The organism is Thioclava nitratireducens, from assembly GCF_001940525.2.
In the GTDB taxonomy this organism is placed as follows: Bacteria; Pseudomonadota; Alphaproteobacteria; order Rhodobacterales; family Rhodobacteraceae; genus Thioclava; species Thioclava nitratireducens.
This window is the reverse complement of the sequence record NZ_CP019437.1, coordinates 2039094-2057187: the sequence shown is the minus strand read 5'-3', so window position 1 is coordinate 2057187 and position 18094 is coordinate 2039094. Positions and strand designations below refer to the sequence as shown.

Below are 18094 nucleotides of genomic sequence, written 5' to 3'. Positions count from 1 at the left end.
TCCGCTCAGGAAGGATCGGCGGACACCGGGAGCGTCACCGAGAACAGCGCCACGATATCGTTGCGCAGCCAGGTCTCGATATCGTCCCGGCGCGCGGCGTCGGTGGAAATGAACTGGATGAAACGGGCGTTCTGCAGCTGGAACAGCGCGCGGCCCAAGTGGAGCGGGTTGAGATCGGCACTGAGCCGGCCGTCCCGCTGCATCGCCTCGATCCGGCGCACCAGCACCGAGGCAAGCTGTTCGTCGAGCTTGAAATAGGCCTTGGACAGCTGCGTGCCCGCCTCGATCGTGACCGCAGCGATGACCTGACGCCAGATTTCCTTCTCCAGCGTCTGCATCGCGTGTTCCATGATCTCATGCGCGAAGGCGAGCGTCAGCTCGACGAGATCGGCCTCTTTCCCGGGCAACCTGGCGTCGAGCCGTTCCAAGAGCTGCTTGTCGCTCTCGATGACCAGCGCGAGCAGCACCCCCGCCTTGGTTCCGTAGTAGTTGTGGACAGTCACCCCCGAGACGCCCGCGGCGACCGCGATCGCCTCGATCGTCGTCTTGTCATAGCCCTTTTCGCGAAAAAGCTCTTTGGCCGATGTCACGATGCGGTTGCGACGGTCTTGTTTTTGTTGGGCGCGCAGGTTGCTCACAAGGTCCTCCTAGGGTTGCGAACAGTTGTCTGCGATGGCTCGTTTTTGGTCAAGACAAAATTTTTATTGCATAAAAGTTTTTATCTCATAAAGTTTTCTTCACAAGATCAAGAATCCATACCAACAGCGAGGTCCGCTTATGCGCTCCGTTCTCAAAATCGCCGCCGCCTCCGCGGTCGCCCTCTCCGCGGGCAGCCTCTCCGCTGCCGCCGCTGAAACCGTCAATGTCGGGGTCTGCGTCTCTTGGCCGGGCTATGCCATGCTCGAAGTCGCCAAGGAGCAGAACCTGATCCCCGATTACGATCTCAACATCACGATCTTCGAAGATCCGCTGGGCGGGCATGCCGCCCTCGCCGCGGGTCAGATCGACGTCTATGGTTGCACCGCCGATTACACGCCGCTGGTCGTGGATCGCGGCACCGACGTGGTGAACGTGGCTCAGCTCAACCCCTCCTACGGGGTCGATCACGTCATCCTCGCACCGGACACCGAGCCCGCCGACCTGCCGGGCAAGAAGGTCGCGGCCCCGCAGGCCTATATCGGCCAGCTGCTGATGGGGATCTGGCTCGATTCCGAGGGCATCACTCCCGATCAGGTGGAATGGGTGAACCTCAACGCCGATGAAGCCGTCGGTCCGATGATGTCGGGCGACCTGTCCGCCGCCTACATGTACGAGCCGTGGATTTCCAAGGTGCTCGAGGCGAAACCGGGCGCGCGCTCCATCGTCGACACCTCCGATCCGGAAATGCTCAAGACCGGGATCTTCATGGACGCGCTCTACATGAACAAGAAGTTCATCGCCGATAACCGCGAGGCGGCGCTGGCGGTACTGAAGGCGCGCTGGGATGGTCTGGCCTACTGGAACCAGCATACCGAAGAGGCCAACAAGATGATCGCCTCCTTCCTGCAATGGCCCGCCGAGGATGTCGGCTACGTTATCGGCACCAACGGCAAGTCCTTCGAGGGCGGCATCTACATGATGGATTTCGACGAGTCTGCCCGGCTCTGCGGCGTGCTCGACGGCGAAGGCCCGCTTGGCATGGCCAACGGCTCGATGGTCGACTCGATCGCGATGACCAATGACTGGTGGATCAAACTCGGCCTGATGGAAAACAAGGTCGATGCGTCGAAGGGCGTCGACTGCTCGCTGATGGGCGATCTGGTCAAGTCCGGCTACCGCCAGAGCCTGACCGCACACTAAGACACGCGGGAAGCGCCACGTCCCGGCGCTTCCCTTCCCCCAAGCCGGAGCATCTGCCTTGAGCGCCCGACCCACTCCCTTTCTCCAGCTGCGCAAGCCCGTGAACCGCCGTCAGAAGCTGCTTTCCGCGCTCGCCGTCTGGGTGCTGTTCTTCGGCATCTGGATCGTCGCCTCGGCCAGCGGTCTGGTGAACCCGCTTCTCGTCCCAGCCCCGCATCAGGTCTTCGCGACAACCTTCGATCTGTTCTTCAGTCGCGGCTTCAGCAGCGATGTCCTGATCTCCATCAGCCGCGTGCTGATCGCCTTCGCGCTGGCCAGCGCCGTGGCGGTGCCGCTGGGCGTGATGATGGGCTCCTTCCCCGCGATCGAGGCGTTCTTCGCCCCCTTCGTCTCCGCCTGGCGCTATCTGCCCGCGCCGTCCTTCATCCCGATCCTGCTAATGTGGTTCGGCACCGGCGAGGCCCCTAAACTGGCGCTGCTGTTCCTCGGGGTGATCTTCTTCCTGATCACGCTGATCATGGATCACACCAAGAACGTCCGCGAGGAACTCGTCGAGACTGCCCTCACGCTAGGCGCACCGCGCCGCAAGGTCGTGGCTCGCGTGATCTTCCCCGCCGTTCTGCCCGATATCGTGACCGCGATGCGCCAGATGCTGGCGATGACCTGGACCTATCTGGTGATCGCCGAGATCGTCGCCTCCACCACCGGCATCGGCGCGATGATGATGCGCGCGCGACGTTTCCTGAAGACCGATGAAATCCTGTCGGGGATCATCGTGATCGGGGTGCTGGGCCTGCTGTTCGACCTCGCCTTCTCCGCCCTGCATCGCTGGGCCTTCCCTTATCTGAGAAAGAGCTGAGCATGGCTGCCGAAACCGCATTGGAAATCCGCGAAATCACGAAGGAATTCGAGCTGTCGGGCGGGCGCAAGCTGGTCGCCGTCGAGGGCGCGGGCTTCACCGTCGAACGCAACTCCATCTGCGTCCTTCTCGGCCCGTCGGGCTGCGGGAAATCGACGATCCTGCGCATGATCGCGGGGCTCGAGACCCCGAGCGGCGGCGAGATCGTCATCGGCGGCCGTCGCGTAGAGGGACCGGGCCGCGACCGGGGCATGGTCTTTCAGGCCTATACCTCCTTCGACTGGCTGACGGTGCGCAAGAATGTCGAGTTCGGGATGCAGATCAACGGCGTCCCGGCCGCCGAGCGCCGCGAACGCGCGGAGCGCTTCATCAATCTCGTAGGCCTCGGGAAATTCGCCGAAGCCTACCCGTCGCAACTCTCGGGCGGGATGCGTCAGCGCGTCGCCATCGCGCGCACGCTCGCCAATGACCCCGAGGTCTTGCTGATGGACGAGCCGTTCGGCGCACTCGATGCCGAGACCCGTTGGCTGATGCAGGAACTGATGATCGACGTCGCCGAGAAGACCAACACGACGATGGTGATCGTCACCCACGATCTGGAGGAGGCGATTTTCCTCGCCGACAAGATCGTCTTTCTCTCGAGCCATCCGGGCCGGGTGAAAGAGGTGATCGTGCCCGAATTCAAGCAGGGCGCGCGGATCGCCGACAAGGAAAAGGCCGTGAAACTGGAAGGCTACTCCGACCTGGAGGGGCATCTGATGCGGCTGATGAGAGAGGAAGGACGCGGCAAGGAATGAGTGTGACATTCGACTTCACCGGAAAGACCGTTCTGGTCACAGGCGCATCGAGCGGGATCGGCTATGGCATCGCCGAAGGGTTTGCCCGCGCAGGCGCCGACCTGATCATTCTGTCAGAGACCGACGCGATCTATGAGGCCGCCGAGAGCCTGCCCGGCAAGGTCCGCGCGATCCGCTGCGACATCGCCGAGGCGGAGATGGTGACCGAGGCGCTGGCCGATATCGAACGCGTCGATGTGCTGGTGAACAATGCAGGGCTCGAGCGCCCCACGCCGCTCACCGGCGACAATCCCACGGGCAACGCGATGTTCGAGCGGATCGTGGCGATCAACGTGACCGGCACGCAGAACGTGACCGACGCGCTGATCTCGCGCATTCCCGAGGGCGGGCGCATCGTGATCACCGCCTCGATCTGGGCGCGCACCGCCGTACCGGGCTTCTCGGCCTACGTCGCCAGCAAACACGCCCTTCTGGGGCTGACCCGGACATGGGCGCAGGAGCTGGGCCCTCGCGGCATCCGCGTCAACGCGATCTGCCCCGGCTGGGTGAAAACCGGGCCGGCGGCCAATTCGCTGCGGGAGCTGGCGGAGTCCAGCGGGCGCAGCGAGGCCGAGGTCGAGGCCGAGATCATGGCCGCGCAAGCCATCGACGGGCTGATGGTGCCCGCCGACATGGCCGATCCGTATATGTTCCTCGCGTCCGAGGCTGGCGCGAATATCACCGGTCAGGCGCTCAACGTCGACCGCGGCGAGGTCATGTCATGAGCCTCGACGGTAAAGTTGCACTGGTCACCGGCGGCTCGCGCGGGATCGGGCGCGCCATCTCGCTGGCGCTGGCGGCACAAGGCGCGAAAGTCGCGTTCTGCCATCCCGACGATGCGCAGGCGCGCGAAACGCTCGCCGAACTTCAAAAGCTGACCGAGGCGGAATCCCTGCCCGCCGACGTCTCCGACGAGGCGCAGGTCGAGGGGATGTTCGACGCCGTCAAGTCGCGGTTCGGGCGGATCGACATCCTCGTGAACAACGCGGGGATCCTGCGCGAAAGCCCGATTGCCGAGACGAAGATAGACGAGTTCGACCGCGTGATCGCGGTGAACCTGCGCGGCACATTCCTCGCCGCCCGTGCCTTCGTGCGCAGGGCCGAGGAAGGCCGGATCATCAATATCGCGAGCGATCTGGGTTTTCTCGGGCGCGAGGAAATGTCCGCCTATACCGCCTCTAAGGGCGGGATCATCGCGCTCACCCGGACACTCGCGCGCGAACTGGCACCGAAAATCCTTGTCAACGCCATCGCGCCGGGCTCGATCGAGACCGACATGACGAGCCCCGCCTCGATGAGCCCCGAACAGCTGGCAATCGACATGGCGACGCCCCTCGCCCGGTTCGGCCAGCCCGAGGATATCGCCGCGATGGCCTGCTATCTCGCGGGCCCGCAGAGCAATTTCATCACCGGTCAATGCTTCGGCGTGAACGGTGGCAGTGTCATGACCTGACAGGAGCGACCCCATGTCCAGCGATCCCTTTTTCCACCCCGTTTCCGGCTTCGATCTACCCCGCTTCGCGGGCGTGCCGACCTTCATGCGCCTGCCGCATGTGCCGCTCGACGATCCGCGCCTGAGCGACGTGCAGATCGGTCTGATCGGCAGCCCGTGGGACTCCGGCACCACCAACCGTCCCGGCCCGCGCCACGGCCCGCGCCAGTTGCGCGATCTCTCGACGATGATCCGGGCGCAGAACGGCGCGACCGGCGTGCGCCCCTTCGAGATGGTCAACTGCGCCGATCTCGGCGATGTCTCCCCGAACCCCGCCGACATTCAGGACGCGATGGACCGGATCACCCGGTTTTTCGAGACGGTCCGCGAGCATGGAATCCGCCCGCTCACCGCAGGCGGCGACCACCTCAATTCGCTGCCGATCCTGCGCGCGTTGGGCACGCCCGAGCCGCTCGGCATGGTACATTTCGACAGCCATACCGACCTCTTCCACAGCTATTTCGGCGGCACCATGTACACGCATGGCACGCCCTTCCGCCGTGCCATCGAAGAAGAGCTGCTCGACCCGAAACGCGTGGTGCAGATCGGTATTCGCGGCTCCACCTATGATAGCGAAGATCGCGATTTTGCCGACAGCGTAGGCGTGCGCGTGATCCCGATCGAGGAGTTCCACGCCCGCGGCGTCGAGGATGTGATGACCGAGGCGCGCGAGATAGTGGGCTCCAAGCCCACCTATCTCTCCTACGATATCGACTTCATCGACCCGGCTTTCGCGCCCGGAACGGGCACGCCGGAAGTGGGCGGCCCGAATTCCTATCAGGCATTGCAGGTGATCCGTCTGCTCGACGGGGTGGATATCGTAGGCGCCGATCTCGTCGAGGTCTCCCCGCCCTTCGACCCTTCCGGCGCAACCGCCTTCCTCGGCGTCTCGGTGATGTTCGAGATCCTGTGCCAGATGGCCGTGACCATGACGCGCGGGTAACCGCGACCGCCCCATCCTGCCCTGTCCTGTCCCGGCATTTCGCAGGCCGCCCTTCACATTCCGGAGGACGGTCTGCGATGATCGCGGGACCGGCTCACCCCACCCAGCGCATCGCGTTCGCGCGGGTGCGATAAACCGGGGTCATATTGTTGGCGAGGCTCGCAGCGAGGTCGAGATCGGCGCTCAGCAAACTGGCGACCTCCTGCAGCGCGAGGCCGAGATAGCGCGCGATCTCCTGTGGAGAGAGGCCGAGATCGCGCAACGCCGAGACCTCCAATGTGCGGTCCGGTCCCGTTTTCCGAAGCCGCACTCCGGTCGGGCCGGCCGTGTCGTCCGGTCTGGCGCGCGTGCCCGGCAGCGGCCACGGAACGGTCTCCGGCGCGAGGCCATCGTCCCGCGACCTTCGCGGCTGCGGCAGAAGGTCAGAACTGTTCTCGGGGGTGATCCAACGAAACATCCGCACACTCCTTCGAGCTTGGCTATGACGCCTTCCAGCTAAAACCAATTGGGCCAGCCGCGCCATTGACCGCCGTCAATGCGAAACCCGCAAACCCTCTCGGACGGTCTGTCTGGGCGGGGTTTCGCCCATTTCTCGCAGAGGTTTGCGACAGGCGCGAGACAGGGTCACAGTTGCGCGAAAAAAATTTGGTCAAAGCGCCGGAGAGTTTGGCCGGCCCTGCCTCTGGGCGCGTCAAACGTGACGAAAGGCCATCGTCCGACGCGCGATGTCGATGTTTTCACATCGGAAATCACACGACAACGATGACCCTTCGATCGATGGAGCTCTCCGTGTCGGGGCGGACCGGCCACCGGGCCGCAGCGCGCAGCGTATCCGTATGGCGATCTCCGTATCGACTCCTCGCATCGATTTCGGAAGTCTGCGCGCGATCCGCGCGACCTGCATTGACCAGCGACAATCGCGCGGCAGGTGCCTTCATTCCTGCAAGGTGGCGACATGCTCCGCGATCGCCAGCACCCGGCCCCGGATCACCGCCTCGGTTCCGAAACGCCCGACCAACGGCTCCAGCTCGTTGCGGAACAGCGCGCCGAAGACCGGCATCGGCCCGCCATGCCCGCGCACTTCCGTCCGCCCGTCGAGGATCTGGATAACCTTGAGCAGCGGGAACGTCCCGTCGTTGGCCGCAGACAACCCGGTCAGCGCGGGAATGTCCTGAATGAAGGCCTCTGCGAGCGGGCCGTCACCCTGCCCCTTCATGCCGTGACAGGCGGCACAATTGTCCGCATAAAGCTGCGCGCCCATCTCGTCGGACGTCATGGCGTCCTGAGCCGCGAGCGGTCCTGCCGCGCCGATCAAGACGAGAGCGAGCAGGAAAGGTCGAACCTGAGTCATTTGATATCCTCCCATATCGGTGGCCCAGCTTTCCCGCGGCGCGGTGCCGCGGCATTGTCCGCCGTCAATTCGGAGGCGTTGGCGGGGCGCGCCTGGTCCTACGCGCAGATAGCCGAGCCCCGCACCGGCGCCTTCGCTACGCCGCGATTGACGCCCGATAATGGCGCCTGCTCCGCGCTGGGGCATCATTTGGCATTCGCGGAAGGCTCGGGGTGACCTCGCTCGGTCGCCCCGGTCGAAGAGCATTTCGCGAATCCCGTCGGCCACCATGCGCCCCTCCCCGAGGCGTGGCCGGCGGGACCGAATTCATCGGCGTGGCGGTCTCTCTCCGCCGCCTTCTATCCCCTATGCTACGCGCAACAATATTGCGCACAACGCCACTCAAATTGCACAAATTAACATTTCTCTACAATTCACCGCCTGACAGATGCCCTCCGACACGGCAAGATTCCTCTCGTCACGCAGGTGACCGTTGCCCACGAACTGCCACCGACCGGGCGACCCTAGGGGGAGGGAAACATGTCAAGTATTCAGCCGATACGGCCGCAATTCGACGCGAAATGCGACGACTGCACGGCGCGCCAGACAGGGCTCTGCAGCGCTTTCGATCGTGACGCGCTACTCGATTTCGCCCGGCGCAGCTACCGTGAAACCTATCGCCAAGGGGCCGAGATCGCGGCACAGGGCGAAGCGGCGGACCGGATCGGGATCGTCGCATCCGGGCTCGTGAAACTCGTCGTTCTGACCGAAGGCGGCGACGAACACGTTCTGCAGATTCTGCGCACGGGCCACCTGATCGGCGACCCCGAACGCGAGGTGAACGGGTTCTCGAGCGAGGCCGCCACCGAGACCACCATCTGCTGGATGCCGCGCCAGACCTGGCACGGTTTTCTGCAGTCACATCCGCAAATCTTCCGGGGCTTCCTGTCGGCGCTGAACCGCCAATTCGAAGAATTGCAGATGAGCGTGGTGAAGATGCGCGGGCGCAGTACGGTGCAGCGGCTCGCGCTCTGGCTCGTGGAGCAGTTGCCCGGCGCGACCGAGGGCAGCACGCCGCAAATCCGCATCGTGCTGACCCGGCGCGATCTGGCCTCGCTGTTGGACATGACAGTGGAGACCCTGTGCCGCGCGCTGCACCAGATCGAGGAGCGCGGCGCAATCCGCCTGCTTGCGCCCGATCACCTCGCCGTCACCGATCTCGGGCGGTTGCGGCGACTTGCCAAGTTCCAGAACGAGCGGATCGGCGCGGCCCTTGCAGAACCCGCTCCCGCGCCGCGCCTGTCGGACTTCGACCGAGGGGCGATGGGCGGGAAAGCCACGGCCATGCGTAGCGGCGCGGGACAAGCGCCCAAAGGCTCGCTGGCTGCCGCGTTTCCCGGGACGCGGCGCTAGGCAACCGCCCCGGGCCAAGGCAGGTTTCGCCACGCGCGCATTGATCTCCATCAATGCACGCGCCTGCCCCTGCGGCAAAGCTCGGGGAGCCGACATCAACTCCGGAGGAGGCTCCGATGCCCAGCTCGACCGACGCGACCGCGTACACCAATGCGGGCTACGCCGAACTGCTGAAACGCCTGCTTCCACCCGACGGACCGGACCCTGCGCTGCTTGGCCCCTTCGTCGCGATGCAGATGCAGGCGGCGGATCGGACATTGCAGTTCAACCAGGAATGGCTGCGCTTCACCACCGATCGGATCACCTGTGACCGCGCCCTGCTCGCCAATCTCGCCAATCCCGGCGATCCGGCGGCCATCGCCGCCGCGTGGTCGGAATTCGTCTCGGGCGCGATCGACGACTATTCCGCGCTCTATCGCCGCCTCTGGGGACAGGTCGCCGAGGAAATGACGGCGGCTGTGTTCGACACGCAAAAACAGGCGCAGGAACTTTTCGTGACCTCACTGCGGGTCGCGGGCTCCGGAGAGAAGCGTCACGCGACGCCCGTATGAGAGCCCGCGGCAGCGGTTGGCGCGGCACGGGACGCGTGGTGCCAAGCGCGCAAGGAGTGGCGTCGATGGCAAATTCCGAAGAGTGCAGGCGCGACCCGAGACCGGGCCACGGCGTAGCGGCGCTCGCCGAGGATCTGGAGGGCGTGATCGATCTGATACCGGTTCCGGTCGCGGTGTTCGACACCGAGATGCGGTTCGTCGCGGCTTCGGCGGCGTTTCTGGCGGCCTACGGGGGCGATATCGCACATGCCGTCGGGTCGGACCATGACGCGTTGCTGCCGTGGCTGCCCACAGCCTGCCGCGACGCGCGCGGCAAAGCGCTGGCGGGCGAAACCGTGCAGTGCGACGAGAGCCGCACGATGCGTCCCGATGGCCGCGAGGCGTGGACCCGCTGGACCGTCGCACCGCTGCGCCGCGCAGGACAAGTCGCGGGGATCATACTGATCATCGAGGACATCAGCGCCGAAAAGGAATTTCAACAGCTGACGGACCTGCGCGCGGAAGAGATCATCGAGGCGATGAAAGCCGCGGGAATTGCGTTCTTCGAGATGGATTTCGACCGCGACACGCTCGTCGCGACGGAGCCCGCCCGGCAACTCCTCGAGACGCAGGAGGTGCCCGACAGCTTCGACACGTGGATCGCCCTCGCCGCGCCCGAGGATCGTGTGCGCCTGAAAGAGGCGCATCGCGCGGCGATCGACCCCACGGGCAGCCGGAAATTCTCCATCGAGTTCAAGCTCGCCCGCAGCGCCGAGCCCAAGGTGATCGAATTGCGCGGGAACATCCGCTTCGACGAGAGCGCCGACCCGCCCCGCCCGGTCGGCGCTATCGGCGCAATCCTCGACCGGACCGAACGCGCACGGATCGCGGCGGCGATGGTGCGCGGGCAGCGGATGGAAACCGTAGGCCGGATGGCCGGGCTGATCGCGCATGATTTCAACAATCTTCTGACCGTCATCCTGTCCAATCTGGAGCTGGCGGCGCGCACCGAGATGGCCGATCTCGCGCGCGGGCATCTCGAACGCGCCATCGACGCGACGCGGATCGGCGCGGGGTTCAACCAGCGGCTGCTGGCGCTCGCGGGGGCGCGGACGCCCAAACCGGTGCGCTTCGGCCTCGATGCGCAACTCGCAGAGACATGGACGCTTCTCGAGCGGGTGCTCGGAGAACAGGTGCATCTGCGTCTCTTGCCGGGCGCGGATCGAGGCCAGATCTACATGGATCGCGGGGAACTGGACGGAGCGCTGCTCAATCTCGTCATCAATGCCCGCGATGCGATTTCGGCGGCTGGCACCATCACGATCCGGACCGGCAGCGCGCAGCTCGACGTGCAGCAGGCAGGCGAAATCGAAGGCGCGCGCCCGGGCAGGTTCCTGACGGTTAGCGTGAGCGATACCGGCCACGGCATGACGCCGGATGTGCGGCGGCAGGCGCTCGATCCGTTCTTCACCACCAAGGATGCGCGGGTCGGGAACGGGCTCGGGCTGACGAGCGTCGCGAGTTCGGTGGCGCGGGCGGGCGGTTTTCTCGACATCGACAGCGCCCCCGGCGAGGGCACGACGATCACGCTCTATCTTCCCGAGGTCGACGGGGATCCCATGCTTGCCGCAGCCGAAGATCGCGACGCGCTGCGGATGGGTGACGGTCAGCTCGTGCTCGTGGTCGAGGACGATCCGCTGGTGCGCGAGACGGTTCTCGACCGGCTGGAAGCCTTGGGATACGCGGTGATCGAAGCCGGGAATGCGCATCAGGCGCTGGAGCAGATCGAGGCGGGCGAGCCGGTGGAGCTGCTGTTTTCCGACATCGTCCTGCCCGGCAGTTGCTCGGGCTTCGACCTGGTCGATCGGGTGCGCGCCCGAGACCCCCGATTGCCGGTGCTTCTGACTTCGGGGCACGCATCGGAGAAATTCGCCGGGCGTCCGAAGGTCGAGCAAGAGATCGAATTGCTCACGAAACCCTATTCGCTCTCGACGTTGAGCGCAGCCGTCGCGCGCGCGCTCAACCCCGACGCGCCTCCCGGTTGATCTGCCCGGTGAAGACATAGCCCACACCGCGCACCGAGCGGATCATCCGGGGCGACGCGTCTCCCGGTTCGATCTTGCGCCGCAGCCGGGCGATATGGGTGTCGATGGTGCGGTCGTAGGGCGACCAGTCGCGCCCGTGAAGAGCCCGATTGATATCGTCGCGCGAGAGCACCTGCGCCGGGCGGCTGAGAAACAGCTCGAGCAGTTTCGTCTCGGTTCCGGTCAGGGCCTCGCGGCGCCCGTCGCGATGCTCGATCACACCCCGACGCAGGTCGATGCTGCTGTGATCGATATGGAGCCGGTCGACCGGCACGGCCCGCGTCCGATATCCCTCGAGCACGCGGCGGATGCGGATCACCACTTCGCGCGCGGCAAAGGGTTTGACGATATAGTCGTCCGCCCCCGCCTCCAGCCCGCGTACCCGGTCTAGCGGCTGACCATATCCCGTGATGAAGACGACCGGAATGTTTCTGCGTCCGCGCAGAACCCGGGCCAAGGCAAACCCGTCATCGGCGCCGAGCCCCAGATCGAGCGTCACGAGGTCGATGCCGCCCGTTTCGATCTCGCGCAACATGCCGGCCGCGTCTTGCGCCTCGCGCACCGCCCAGCCTTCCGCCTCGAGACACTCCCGCAGCGCCGCACGCACGGCGGCATCATCTTCGACGATAAGAATTGTCTGCCGTTCCACAGGCGCCTCCTCCGAAGGTACGCCATGATCCCTTCGCCCTGCCGGTTCTGTCTTTGACCGTGATCAAGCAACGAAACGGGGCGCGGGCAATTAACGTTGAGCGCCGCGTGATCATCGGCCCCTCGCCAAAGCCGTTGAGCCGGTCGGAGCCCTGGCGCGAGACATGTCGGAAAATCACCGGTTGGACGGGACGCGAGTATACGGACGTTGTGCGCGGTGGAACTCGACCCCAGAATGCGCAGCGCGCGCTTCCGATGTGGAAACGCGCGCTACTCCCCCCAACAGACCTGCAAGCAGTGTCGTTTTATCGACCCCAACCGCCCGCGCGGCCTGCACCCGTTCCCATGCCGCCAACTCTCAATTGCGTCGCTCCATCAGCAGGGCGACCAGCAGCCCGGTCCCCACCATCCCCAGCAGCACCCCGGCCCACGGCACGGGATGGCTGCGCACGCTGCGGCGCAGGTCGTGCTGCGCCTCGGTGAGCGCCTCGCGCATTTCGAAGACCGCGTCGCGGGCATCTTCCACGAACTCGTGGCCGCGCCGCGTCGCTTCGGCGCCAAGATCGCTGGCCCGCAACCGGCCATGACGACGCAGCGCCTGCGCCAGTTCCGTCACATCCTCGCGCAGATCTTCGAGATCGGAGCGGATCGCCTCGACTGCCAGACGCTCGTGTTCCTCGATATCGGCGCGGTCGGGCGTGTCTTCGCTGGAGGACTTGGCCATGACACTTCTCCTCTGATCGGGTTCGACTCCGTGCGGCAGGGTCAGGATGCGAAGCCGCGAGGCGGCGCGCATTGATCGCTGTCACTGCAAAATGCAAATGCGCGGGTCACGTCACCTTCAGCGCCTCCTGCAGTTTTTCGCGGAACTGGTTCGGCGAAAGGCTCGCAAGGTTAGAGCGGATTTCGCGGCTCACGCGCGCCGCGAGGGAATCGGGCATCGCCTCGCGCATCGCGCCGAGCATGCGTGGCGGCGCGACGAGGACGAGCGTGTCGAACTCTCCCTCCCCGAGGCTGCGTTCGAGGCGGTCGCTCAGATCGCGGGCGAAGGCGAGTTCCTGAACATGGCTCGGATCACCATGCGGCGCCATCGCGGCCCGCCGCCCGGGCGATCCGATCGCGAAACTGCGCCCGGCCCGGTCGCGGTCTCGGTCGCGCGGGCGTGCATGTGGCGATTCAAGCTCGAAGACCAGCGCATGGCCCTCGGCATCGGCTAGCACATGCGCGCTGGCAGAGTTCATCACCACGATCCATTCGATTTTCTTCGGCTGGGGCATCGGCTCACCTATTTCGAAAACAGCACCGGCAGATGGGAAGTCTCCAACAGGCGCGTCGTCACCGCGCCGATCACGAAATCATAGAGCCGCGAATGACCGAACGCGCCGACGGCGATCAGCTCGGCGCCGCGTTCGCGCGCGGTATGCAGCAACTCGTCGCCCGCCTCCGACGTCGTTTTCATCCGGTCGAGAAGCGTCACGTCATATCCGCGCCGGTCGAGCGCCGTCGCCAGATCGTCGCGAAGATCGTCGACCGCCTGCCGCTCTCCCCCGGAGGGCGACACCGAGAGCAGATCGATCCGCGCACCGCTGGCCGCAAGATAGAGCATGTCATGCGCCGCACGCATCGCCTCGCGGCTGCAGGAAACACCGAGAAGAACGTGCCGCGCGGGCCGCTCCAGCTTCGCGGTCTCGCTCACCACCAGCACCGGACGTCCGGTCTGACGGATCAGTTGCTCCTGCAGACGGATGTCGCTCGCGCGGCCGGCATGGGGCGGCACCCGCGCCGAGACGACCAGATCGGCGGCGCGGCAGCTATCGACGAGAAAGTCGACCAGCGCGTCGCGCGTGTCGACCGGGCTGCGGAACTCTCCCTGCACATCCTCCGCCGTCAGCGCGTGCTCGAAGGTCTCGCGGATCGCGGCGGCCTCCTTGCGCTGCCAGTCGAGGAATTCGGGGTAGATAATCGGATCGCTCGCCAGATCGCCCCCCAACAGCGGCAGCGGCTCGACGCCATGCACCCCGATCAGATGGGCGTTGAAACCGCGACACAACCCGGCCGTCATCGGGGCGAGCCATCGGGCGTCGTCGGTCTCGAGAAAGGCGGCGGCAACGGTGCGCGGAATCATCTTCGGGCTCCTGAGTGGCTGGCATCGCGCCGAGACTGCGCCGCTGCGGGCGATGCGGCATTGATCGCGCGCAACGTCGGAGCGGTTCGGAACCATCGGTCCGCCGCGCCCCCTATGCGCGCCGTCAATGCGCAAGCCGCACCGGTCGTGACAACTTCGATGGCGTTCTACCAAGACACTTCGCATGGGAGATCCAGCATGACACCACAAGCCACCGAGATCGGCGTCAAGCACGAGAGCGCCCCGCCGACCAGCAAGCCCCCGAGCGCCGAAACACCGGCGAAATCTCCAGCCTCCAGCGCCGCCCCGCCCGCGCGGGGGCGCGATGTCTTCGCGATGCTGCGTTCCGAGATCGACCGCCTGTTCGACGACTTTGCGCGTCCCGGAGCCGGATGGCCGCGCGCCCTGACCCTGCCGTCGGGCTTCGGCGACCTTTCGCTCTCCGCGCCCGCGATGGATTTCGTCGCGAATGACGGAAGCTATGAGCTGCGCGTCGACATGCCCGGGCTCAAGCCCGAGGAGATCGAGCTCAAGCTCGACGACGGACGCCTGAAGATCCGCGGAGAAAGCTCCAGCAAGCGCGAGACGCATGAGGGCGATTACGTCGTGCAGGAGCGGAGCTCCGGCAGGCTCGAACGCACGATCACCTTGCCGCGCGGGGTCGATCCAGACCGCATCGACGCGGTTCTGAGCGACGGGGTTCTGACCGTGACCCTGCCCAAAACCACCGAAGCGCGCGAGAAAGACCGCCGCATCGCGGTCAAGGCGCAATAATTGCGCATGACCGGAGGCTTGCCCCGTGCGCCGCAACCGTTCGGCGCGCGGGGCCGCCCCAAATCTGGAAGGACAATCCTGCTGATCGCGGAATATCTCGCGAGTATCCAAAGCTGAGGCGGTGTCTTCAGTACTTCGACCGGGAGGTTCGACCGATAAAAGTGACCGGCCTGAGCGCCATCGACCACGCCCCGCAAATCGTGGCGGAATGGCTCAACGATCTGGAATATCGTCTGGACAACAAGGATCGCAGCCACGCCTATCTGCTGCTGCGTACCACCTTGCATGCGATCCGCGATTTCCTGACCACCGCGGAAGCGGCCGATCTCGGGGCGCAGCTTCCAGTGTTGCTGCGCGGCATCTACTATGACGGTTTCGTGCCCTCCCGCCAGCCCGCGCATCCGCGCAATCGCGATGCCTTCGTGGCGAGGGTCACGGAGGCGTTCGCAGACCGCCCGCTCGACGATCCCGAAGCGGAGGTGGCGGCGGTGTTCGATCTGTTGCACGAGCGGATTTCCGAGGGCGAATACCGGCAGGTGACGCAGGCGATGCGTCATTCGTTGCGCAGCCTCCTGGCCTGATCGCGCCGCTGGGCCGCTATGCCGGATCCTTGCCCAAGGGGCGCGCCCGCGCCTTCGCGAGAATTTGCGTGACCTCGGCGTCCGGCACCTGATCGAAATAGGTGTAATAGGCCCCGACCGCTCCGAAGAATTCCACCTCGAGCGGGCAGACCACGCGGTCGGCCTCGGTGCGGATCGCCTCCAACGCGTCGGTGGCGCCGACCGGGGTCGCACAGACCAGCTCGGCTGGACCGGCGGCGCGCACTGCCCGCAAGGCCGCGCGCATCGTGGCCCCCGTGGCCACCCCATCATCCACGAGGATCGCGACCCGCCCGGCCAGCGGCAGCCCCGGGGCCCCGTAAAGCTTGATCCGGTCCGCGATCACCTCGCGTTCGCGGGCTGCGAGACGCTCCAGCGTCGCCGCGTCGCAGCCGGTGGCGCGGATCACGTCCGCGTTGCGCACGATCACCTCGCCGCGAAGACCCGCGATCGCTGCAAGCGCCACTTCGCGATTGCTGGGCGCGCCGAGCTTGCGCACGAAGACGAGGTCCAGCGGCAGATCGAGACGCTCCGCGATCTCCCACGCGATCGGCACCCCACCGCGCGGCAGGGCAAGCACCACCGCGTCGCGCCCGCGATAGGCGTCGAGCTTTCGGGCGAGGATGATCCCCGCCTCCCTCCGGTCGGTGTAACCTTCGAAATCGGACATCCGGATGAGCCTCTGCAGGGGCGTATTCGACCGTAAGCCTGCCGTGCCCTCCGGCCCGTGGCATTGATTTCGAACAACGAGGGCGGATTTGTTTTCGCTCTGCTGGGTCTTGCGCAGCCCGCGCCCGGCGCAAAGAATTTCGGGACGATCTCGCGCGGGGCCCTAAGTCGATTTGAAGCGCAGACCGCCCCGCCCTCACCGCGGGCCCGACAGGAGGAGACCATCGTCATGAGTTTGAAAGACAACCGCATTCTCGTCGTCGGCGGTTCGTCCGGCATCGGCTTCGGCGTGGCGCAGGCGGCGCTCGCGCGCGGCGCGCAGGTGACCATCGCCTCACGCTCGGCTCAGAAGATCGAGGATGCCTGCAAACGGCTGGGCGGCAACGTCTCGGGCGTCACGCTCGATACCGGCGACGCCGCCGCGCTGGAGGCGTTTTTCGCGGAGCGCGAAGCGTGGGAACATGTCTACTGCTCGGCAGCCAGCACCAAGGTCGCGGCGGTGAAGGAGTTGCCGCTGGAGGACGCGCAGGCCTCGTTCGAGTCGAAGTTCTGGGGCGCTTATCGGCTCGCTCGTGCGGCGAAGATCGGCCACGGCGGCTCGCTCACCTTCACCTCGGGCTTTCTGTCGCAGCGGCCTAAGGCGGGCGCGGCGATCCAGGGCGCGATCAATGCCGGCCTCGAGGGGCTGACCCGTGGCCTCGCGCTGGAATTCGCGCCGGTGCGGGTTAACTGCATCTCTCCCGGGCTGGTGAAAACCGAGATGTACGAGACCCTTGAAGGCGACAGCCGCCGCGCGATGTTCGACAATGCCGCGGACCACCTTCCTGCGGGTCGCGTGGGCCTGCCCGAACATATCGCGATTCAGGCGCTCGCCCTGATGGACAACCCTTACATGACCGGCACCACCGTCTTCGTCGAAGGTGGTGGGCTGCTGGTCTGAGCAAGCGAAAGGACCTCCCATGAAACGCACAGCTCTCGGAACGACCGGCTTCGAGATCGCCCCCATCGTCTTCGGCGGCAATGTCTTCGGCTGGACGCTCGACGAGGTCGCAAGCTTCCGCATTCTCGACGCTTTCATCGACCACGGCTTCGACGCGATCGACACCGCCGATGTCTATTCGAAATGGGCCGAGGGCAATGCGGGCGGCGAGTCCGAGACGGTTCTTGGCCGCTGGTTCGACGCACGCCCCGGAATGCGCGACAAGGTGAAGCTGTTCACCAAGGTCGGCTCGGATATGGGCGGCCCGGGCGAGAAAGGCCTCGGCGCGGAGTGGATATCCAAGGCCATCGACCGGTCGCTGGCGCGGCTGCGCACCGATCACGTCGATCTCTATTTCTCGCATTGGCCCGATGACAGCGTGAGCCATGCCGAGACGCTGGGCGCCTATGACAAGCTTCTCAAAGCGGGCAAGATCGGCGCGATCGGAGCGTCGAATTACGATGCCGCCATGCTGAAAGCGGCGCTGGAGACTGCCGATAGCGAGGGGCTGCCGCGCTATCAGGTGATCCAGCCGGAATATAACCTTTATGACCGCGAGGCTTTCGACGGGCCGTTGCGCGATCTCTGTGTGAGCGAGACTATCGGGGTGGTCACCTATTTCTCGCTCGCCGCCGGGTTCCTGTCGGGCAAGTATCGCTCGAAAGCCGATCTGGAAGGCCGCAAGCGCGGCGGGATGGTCGAGAAATACCTCACCGATCGTGGCATGGCGCTTCTCGACGTGCTCGAAGACGTGGCGAGCCAGAAAGGCGCGAAACCCGCCGAGGTGGCCATCGCCTGGCTGATCAACCGGGAGGGCGTCAGCGCCCCGATCGCCAGCGCTACCAGCATCGAGCAGGTGGAAAGCTTCGCGAAGGCCGCGGAGATGACGCTCAGCGACGAAGAGATGCGCCGCCTCACAGACGCGGGCGCCTGATCGCCTTCTTTCGGGTGGCCCGCCGGGCCGCCCGCTTCTC

General features: G+C 65.6%; 21 protein-coding genes. 13 read left to right on the top strand and 8 right to left on the bottom strand.

The features are described from left to right. Nucleotides 1-5: 5 nt before the first annotated feature. Nucleotides 6-638 (bottom strand): TetR/AcrR family transcriptional regulator, encoded by a 633-nt coding sequence (locus tag BMG03_RS09895; RefSeq protein ID WP_075776571.1) that lies wholly within the window; start codon nucleotides 636-638, stop codon nucleotides 6-8. A gap of 139 nt (nucleotides 639-777) precedes the next feature. Here BMG03_RS09895 and BMG03_RS09890 point away from each other — a divergent pair, with 139 nt between their 5' ends. From BMG03_RS09890 to BMG03_RS09865, 6 genes are read left to right on the top strand one after another with little or no spacing between them, the layout of a single operon-like run. Further along, the gene (locus tag BMG03_RS09890; RefSeq protein WP_077701207.1) at nucleotides 778-1839 is read left to right on the top strand and encodes an ABC transporter substrate-binding protein; all 1062 of its coding nucleotides are present in this window, start codon (nucleotides 778-780) and stop codon (nucleotides 1837-1839) included. Between the two features lie 58 nt (nucleotides 1840-1897). Further along, entirely contained in the window at nucleotides 1898-2698 is an 801-nt protein-coding gene (locus BMG03_RS09885; RefSeq protein ID WP_077701206.1) for an ABC transporter permease, read from the top strand. A 2-nt stretch (nucleotides 2699-2700) separates the two neighbouring features. Next, nucleotides 2701-3495 (top strand): ABC transporter ATP-binding protein, encoded by a 795-nt coding sequence (locus BMG03_RS09880; protein ID WP_075776572.1) that lies wholly within the window; start codon nucleotides 2701-2703, stop codon nucleotides 3493-3495. Next, entirely contained in the window at nucleotides 3492-4259 is a 768-nt protein-coding gene (locus BMG03_RS09875) for an SDR family NAD(P)-dependent oxidoreductase (RefSeq protein WP_199224695.1), read from the top strand. The genes BMG03_RS09880 and BMG03_RS09875 overlap by 4 nt, the downstream gene beginning before the upstream one ends. Then, nucleotides 4256-4987, top strand: coding sequence for an SDR family NAD(P)-dependent oxidoreductase (locus BMG03_RS09870; protein WP_075776574.1), 732 nt, complete (start codon nucleotides 4256-4258; stop codon nucleotides 4985-4987). The genes BMG03_RS09875 and BMG03_RS09870 overlap by 4 nt, the downstream gene beginning before the upstream one ends. Nucleotides 4988-5000: 13 nt before the next feature. Next, nucleotides 5001-5969: an agmatinase gene (locus BMG03_RS09865; protein ID WP_075776575.1), complete on the top strand. Its 969-nt coding sequence runs from the start codon at nucleotides 5001-5003 to the stop codon at nucleotides 5967-5969. Between the two features lie 94 nt (nucleotides 5970-6063). On the opposite strand, the gene BMG03_RS09860 is transcribed toward BMG03_RS09865, so the two are convergent. Beyond that, entirely contained in the window at nucleotides 6064-6426 is a 363-nt protein-coding gene (locus BMG03_RS09860; protein WP_075776576.1) for a hypothetical protein, read from the bottom strand. 477 nt (nucleotides 6427-6903) lie between these two features. Then, nucleotides 6904-7320: a c-type cytochrome gene (locus BMG03_RS09855; RefSeq protein WP_075776577.1), complete on the bottom strand. Its 417-nt coding sequence runs from the start codon at nucleotides 7318-7320 to the stop codon at nucleotides 6904-6906. Between the two features lie 519 nt (nucleotides 7321-7839). Here BMG03_RS09855 and BMG03_RS09850 point away from each other — a divergent pair. The 3 genes from BMG03_RS09850 (at nucleotide 7840) to BMG03_RS09840 (ending at nucleotide 11287) form a co-directional block, all read left to right on the top strand. Further along, nucleotides 7840-8712 carry a Crp/Fnr family transcriptional regulator gene (locus BMG03_RS09850; protein ID WP_075776578.1) on the top strand — a complete coding sequence of 291 codons (873 nt, stop codon included), beginning with the start codon at nucleotides 7840-7842 and terminating at the stop codon, nucleotides 8710-8712. A 116-nt stretch (nucleotides 8713-8828) separates the two neighbouring features. Further along, entirely contained in the window at nucleotides 8829-9263 is a 435-nt protein-coding gene (locus BMG03_RS09845) for a hypothetical protein (RefSeq protein WP_075776579.1), read from the top strand. A gap of 65 nt (nucleotides 9264-9328) precedes the next feature. Next, nucleotides 9329-11287 carry a hybrid sensor histidine kinase/response regulator gene (locus tag BMG03_RS09840; protein WP_075776580.1) on the top strand — a complete coding sequence of 653 codons (1959 nt, stop codon included), beginning with the start codon at nucleotides 9329-9331 and terminating at the stop codon, nucleotides 11285-11287. Here BMG03_RS09840 and BMG03_RS09835 read toward each other — a convergent pair. The 4 genes from BMG03_RS09835 to BMG03_RS20715 all read right to left on the bottom strand — a co-directional run bounded on the left by BMG03_RS09835 (nucleotide 11262) and on the right by BMG03_RS20715 (nucleotide 14099). Continuing rightward, complete coding sequence (locus BMG03_RS09835; protein ID WP_075776581.1) at nucleotides 11262-11975, bottom strand: response regulator transcription factor; 714 nt, start codon at nucleotides 11973-11975, stop codon at nucleotides 11262-11264. The two genes, BMG03_RS09840 and BMG03_RS09835, sit on opposite strands and share 26 nt — an antisense overlap. A gap of 357 nt (nucleotides 11976-12332) precedes the next feature. Continuing rightward, the gene (locus tag BMG03_RS09830) at nucleotides 12333-12698 is read right to left on the bottom strand and encodes a hypothetical protein (protein ID WP_075776582.1); all 366 of its coding nucleotides are present in this window, start codon (nucleotides 12696-12698) and stop codon (nucleotides 12333-12335) included. A gap of 106 nt (nucleotides 12699-12804) precedes the next feature. Next, nucleotides 12805-13251: a host attachment protein gene (locus BMG03_RS09825; RefSeq protein ID WP_075776583.1), complete on the bottom strand. Its 447-nt coding sequence runs from the start codon at nucleotides 13249-13251 to the stop codon at nucleotides 12805-12807. Nucleotides 13252-13259: 8 nt separating this feature from the next. Next, nucleotides 13260-14099 (bottom strand): universal stress protein, encoded by an 840-nt coding sequence (locus BMG03_RS20715; RefSeq protein ID WP_075776584.1) that lies wholly within the window; start codon nucleotides 14097-14099, stop codon nucleotides 13260-13262. Between the two features lie 198 nt (nucleotides 14100-14297). On the opposite strand from BMG03_RS20715, the gene BMG03_RS20710 reads away from it, so the two are divergent. Beyond that, the gene (locus tag BMG03_RS20710; protein ID WP_157771575.1) at nucleotides 14298-14873 is read left to right on the top strand and encodes an Hsp20/alpha crystallin family protein; all 576 of its coding nucleotides are present in this window, start codon (nucleotides 14298-14300) and stop codon (nucleotides 14871-14873) included. A 161-nt stretch (nucleotides 14874-15034) separates the two neighbouring features. Continuing rightward, nucleotides 15035-15454: a DUF2267 domain-containing protein gene (locus tag BMG03_RS09815; protein ID WP_244270935.1), complete on the top strand. Its 420-nt coding sequence runs from the start codon at nucleotides 15035-15037 to the stop codon at nucleotides 15452-15454. 16 nt (nucleotides 15455-15470) lie between these two features. Here the strand turns inward: BMG03_RS09815 and BMG03_RS09810 are convergent, their stop codons facing one another. Beyond that, the gene (locus tag BMG03_RS09810; protein ID WP_075776586.1) at nucleotides 15471-16142 is read right to left on the bottom strand and encodes a phosphoribosyltransferase; all 672 of its coding nucleotides are present in this window, start codon (nucleotides 16140-16142) and stop codon (nucleotides 15471-15473) included. A gap of 228 nt (nucleotides 16143-16370) precedes the next feature. Between BMG03_RS09810 and BMG03_RS09805 the strand changes: the two genes are divergently transcribed. Both BMG03_RS09805 and BMG03_RS09800 read left to right on the top strand, forming a co-directional pair. Then, nucleotides 16371-17081 (top strand): SDR family oxidoreductase, encoded by a 711-nt coding sequence (locus tag BMG03_RS09805; RefSeq protein ID WP_075776587.1) that lies wholly within the window; start codon nucleotides 16371-16373, stop codon nucleotides 17079-17081. 19 nt (nucleotides 17082-17100) lie between these two features. Beyond that, the gene (locus BMG03_RS09800) at nucleotides 17101-18054 is read left to right on the top strand and encodes an aldo/keto reductase (RefSeq protein WP_075776588.1); all 954 of its coding nucleotides are present in this window, start codon (nucleotides 17101-17103) and stop codon (nucleotides 18052-18054) included. Nucleotides 18055-18094: the final 40 nt, after the last annotated feature.

Coding starts and splice junctions, on each gene's coding strand:
- BMG03_RS09890 (WP_077701207.1), top strand. CDS start 778: ATGCGCTCCGTTCTCAAAATCGCCGCCGCCTCCGCGGTCGCCCTCTCC.
- BMG03_RS09875 (WP_199224695.1), top strand. CDS start 3,492: ATGAGTGTGACATTCGACTTCACCGGAAAGACCGTTCTGGTCACAGGC.
- BMG03_RS09805 (WP_075776587.1), top strand. CDS start 16,371: ATGAGTTTGAAAGACAACCGCATTCTCGTCGTCGGCGGTTCGTCCGGC.
- BMG03_RS09865 (WP_075776575.1), top strand. CDS start 5,001: ATGTCCAGCGATCCCTTTTTCCACCCCGTTTCCGGCTTCGATCTACCC.
- BMG03_RS09830 (WP_075776582.1), bottom strand. CDS start 12,698: ATGGCCAAGTCCTCCAGCGAAGACACGCCCGACCGCGCCGATATCGAG.
- BMG03_RS09850 (WP_075776578.1), top strand. CDS start 7,840: ATGTCAAGTATTCAGCCGATACGGCCGCAATTCGACGCGAAATGCGAC.
- BMG03_RS09880 (WP_075776572.1), top strand. CDS start 2,701: ATGGCTGCCGAAACCGCATTGGAAATCCGCGAAATCACGAAGGAATTC.
- BMG03_RS09845 (WP_075776579.1), top strand. CDS start 8,829: ATGCCCAGCTCGACCGACGCGACCGCGTACACCAATGCGGGCTACGCC.
- BMG03_RS09800 (WP_075776588.1), top strand. CDS start 17,101: ATGAAACGCACAGCTCTCGGAACGACCGGCTTCGAGATCGCCCCCATC.
- BMG03_RS09860 (WP_075776576.1), bottom strand. CDS start 6,426: ATGTTTCGTTGGATCACCCCCGAGAACAGTTCTGACCTTCTGCCGCAG.
- BMG03_RS09840 (WP_075776580.1), top strand. CDS start 9,329: ATGGCAAATTCCGAAGAGTGCAGGCGCGACCCGAGACCGGGCCACGGC.
- BMG03_RS09870 (WP_075776574.1), top strand. CDS start 4,256: ATGAGCCTCGACGGTAAAGTTGCACTGGTCACCGGCGGCTCGCGCGGG.
- BMG03_RS09810 (WP_075776586.1), bottom strand. CDS start 16,142: ATGTCCGATTTCGAAGGTTACACCGACCGGAGGGAGGCGGGGATCATC.
- BMG03_RS20715 (WP_075776584.1), bottom strand. CDS start 14,099: ATGATTCCGCGCACCGTTGCCGCCGCCTTTCTCGAGACCGACGACGCC.
- BMG03_RS20710 (WP_157771575.1), top strand. CDS start 14,298: ATGACACCACAAGCCACCGAGATCGGCGTCAAGCACGAGAGCGCCCCG.
- BMG03_RS09825 (WP_075776583.1), bottom strand. CDS start 13,251: ATGCCCCAGCCGAAGAAAATCGAATGGATCGTGGTGATGAACTCTGCC.
- BMG03_RS09855 (WP_075776577.1), bottom strand. CDS start 7,320: ATGACTCAGGTTCGACCTTTCCTGCTCGCTCTCGTCTTGATCGGCGCG.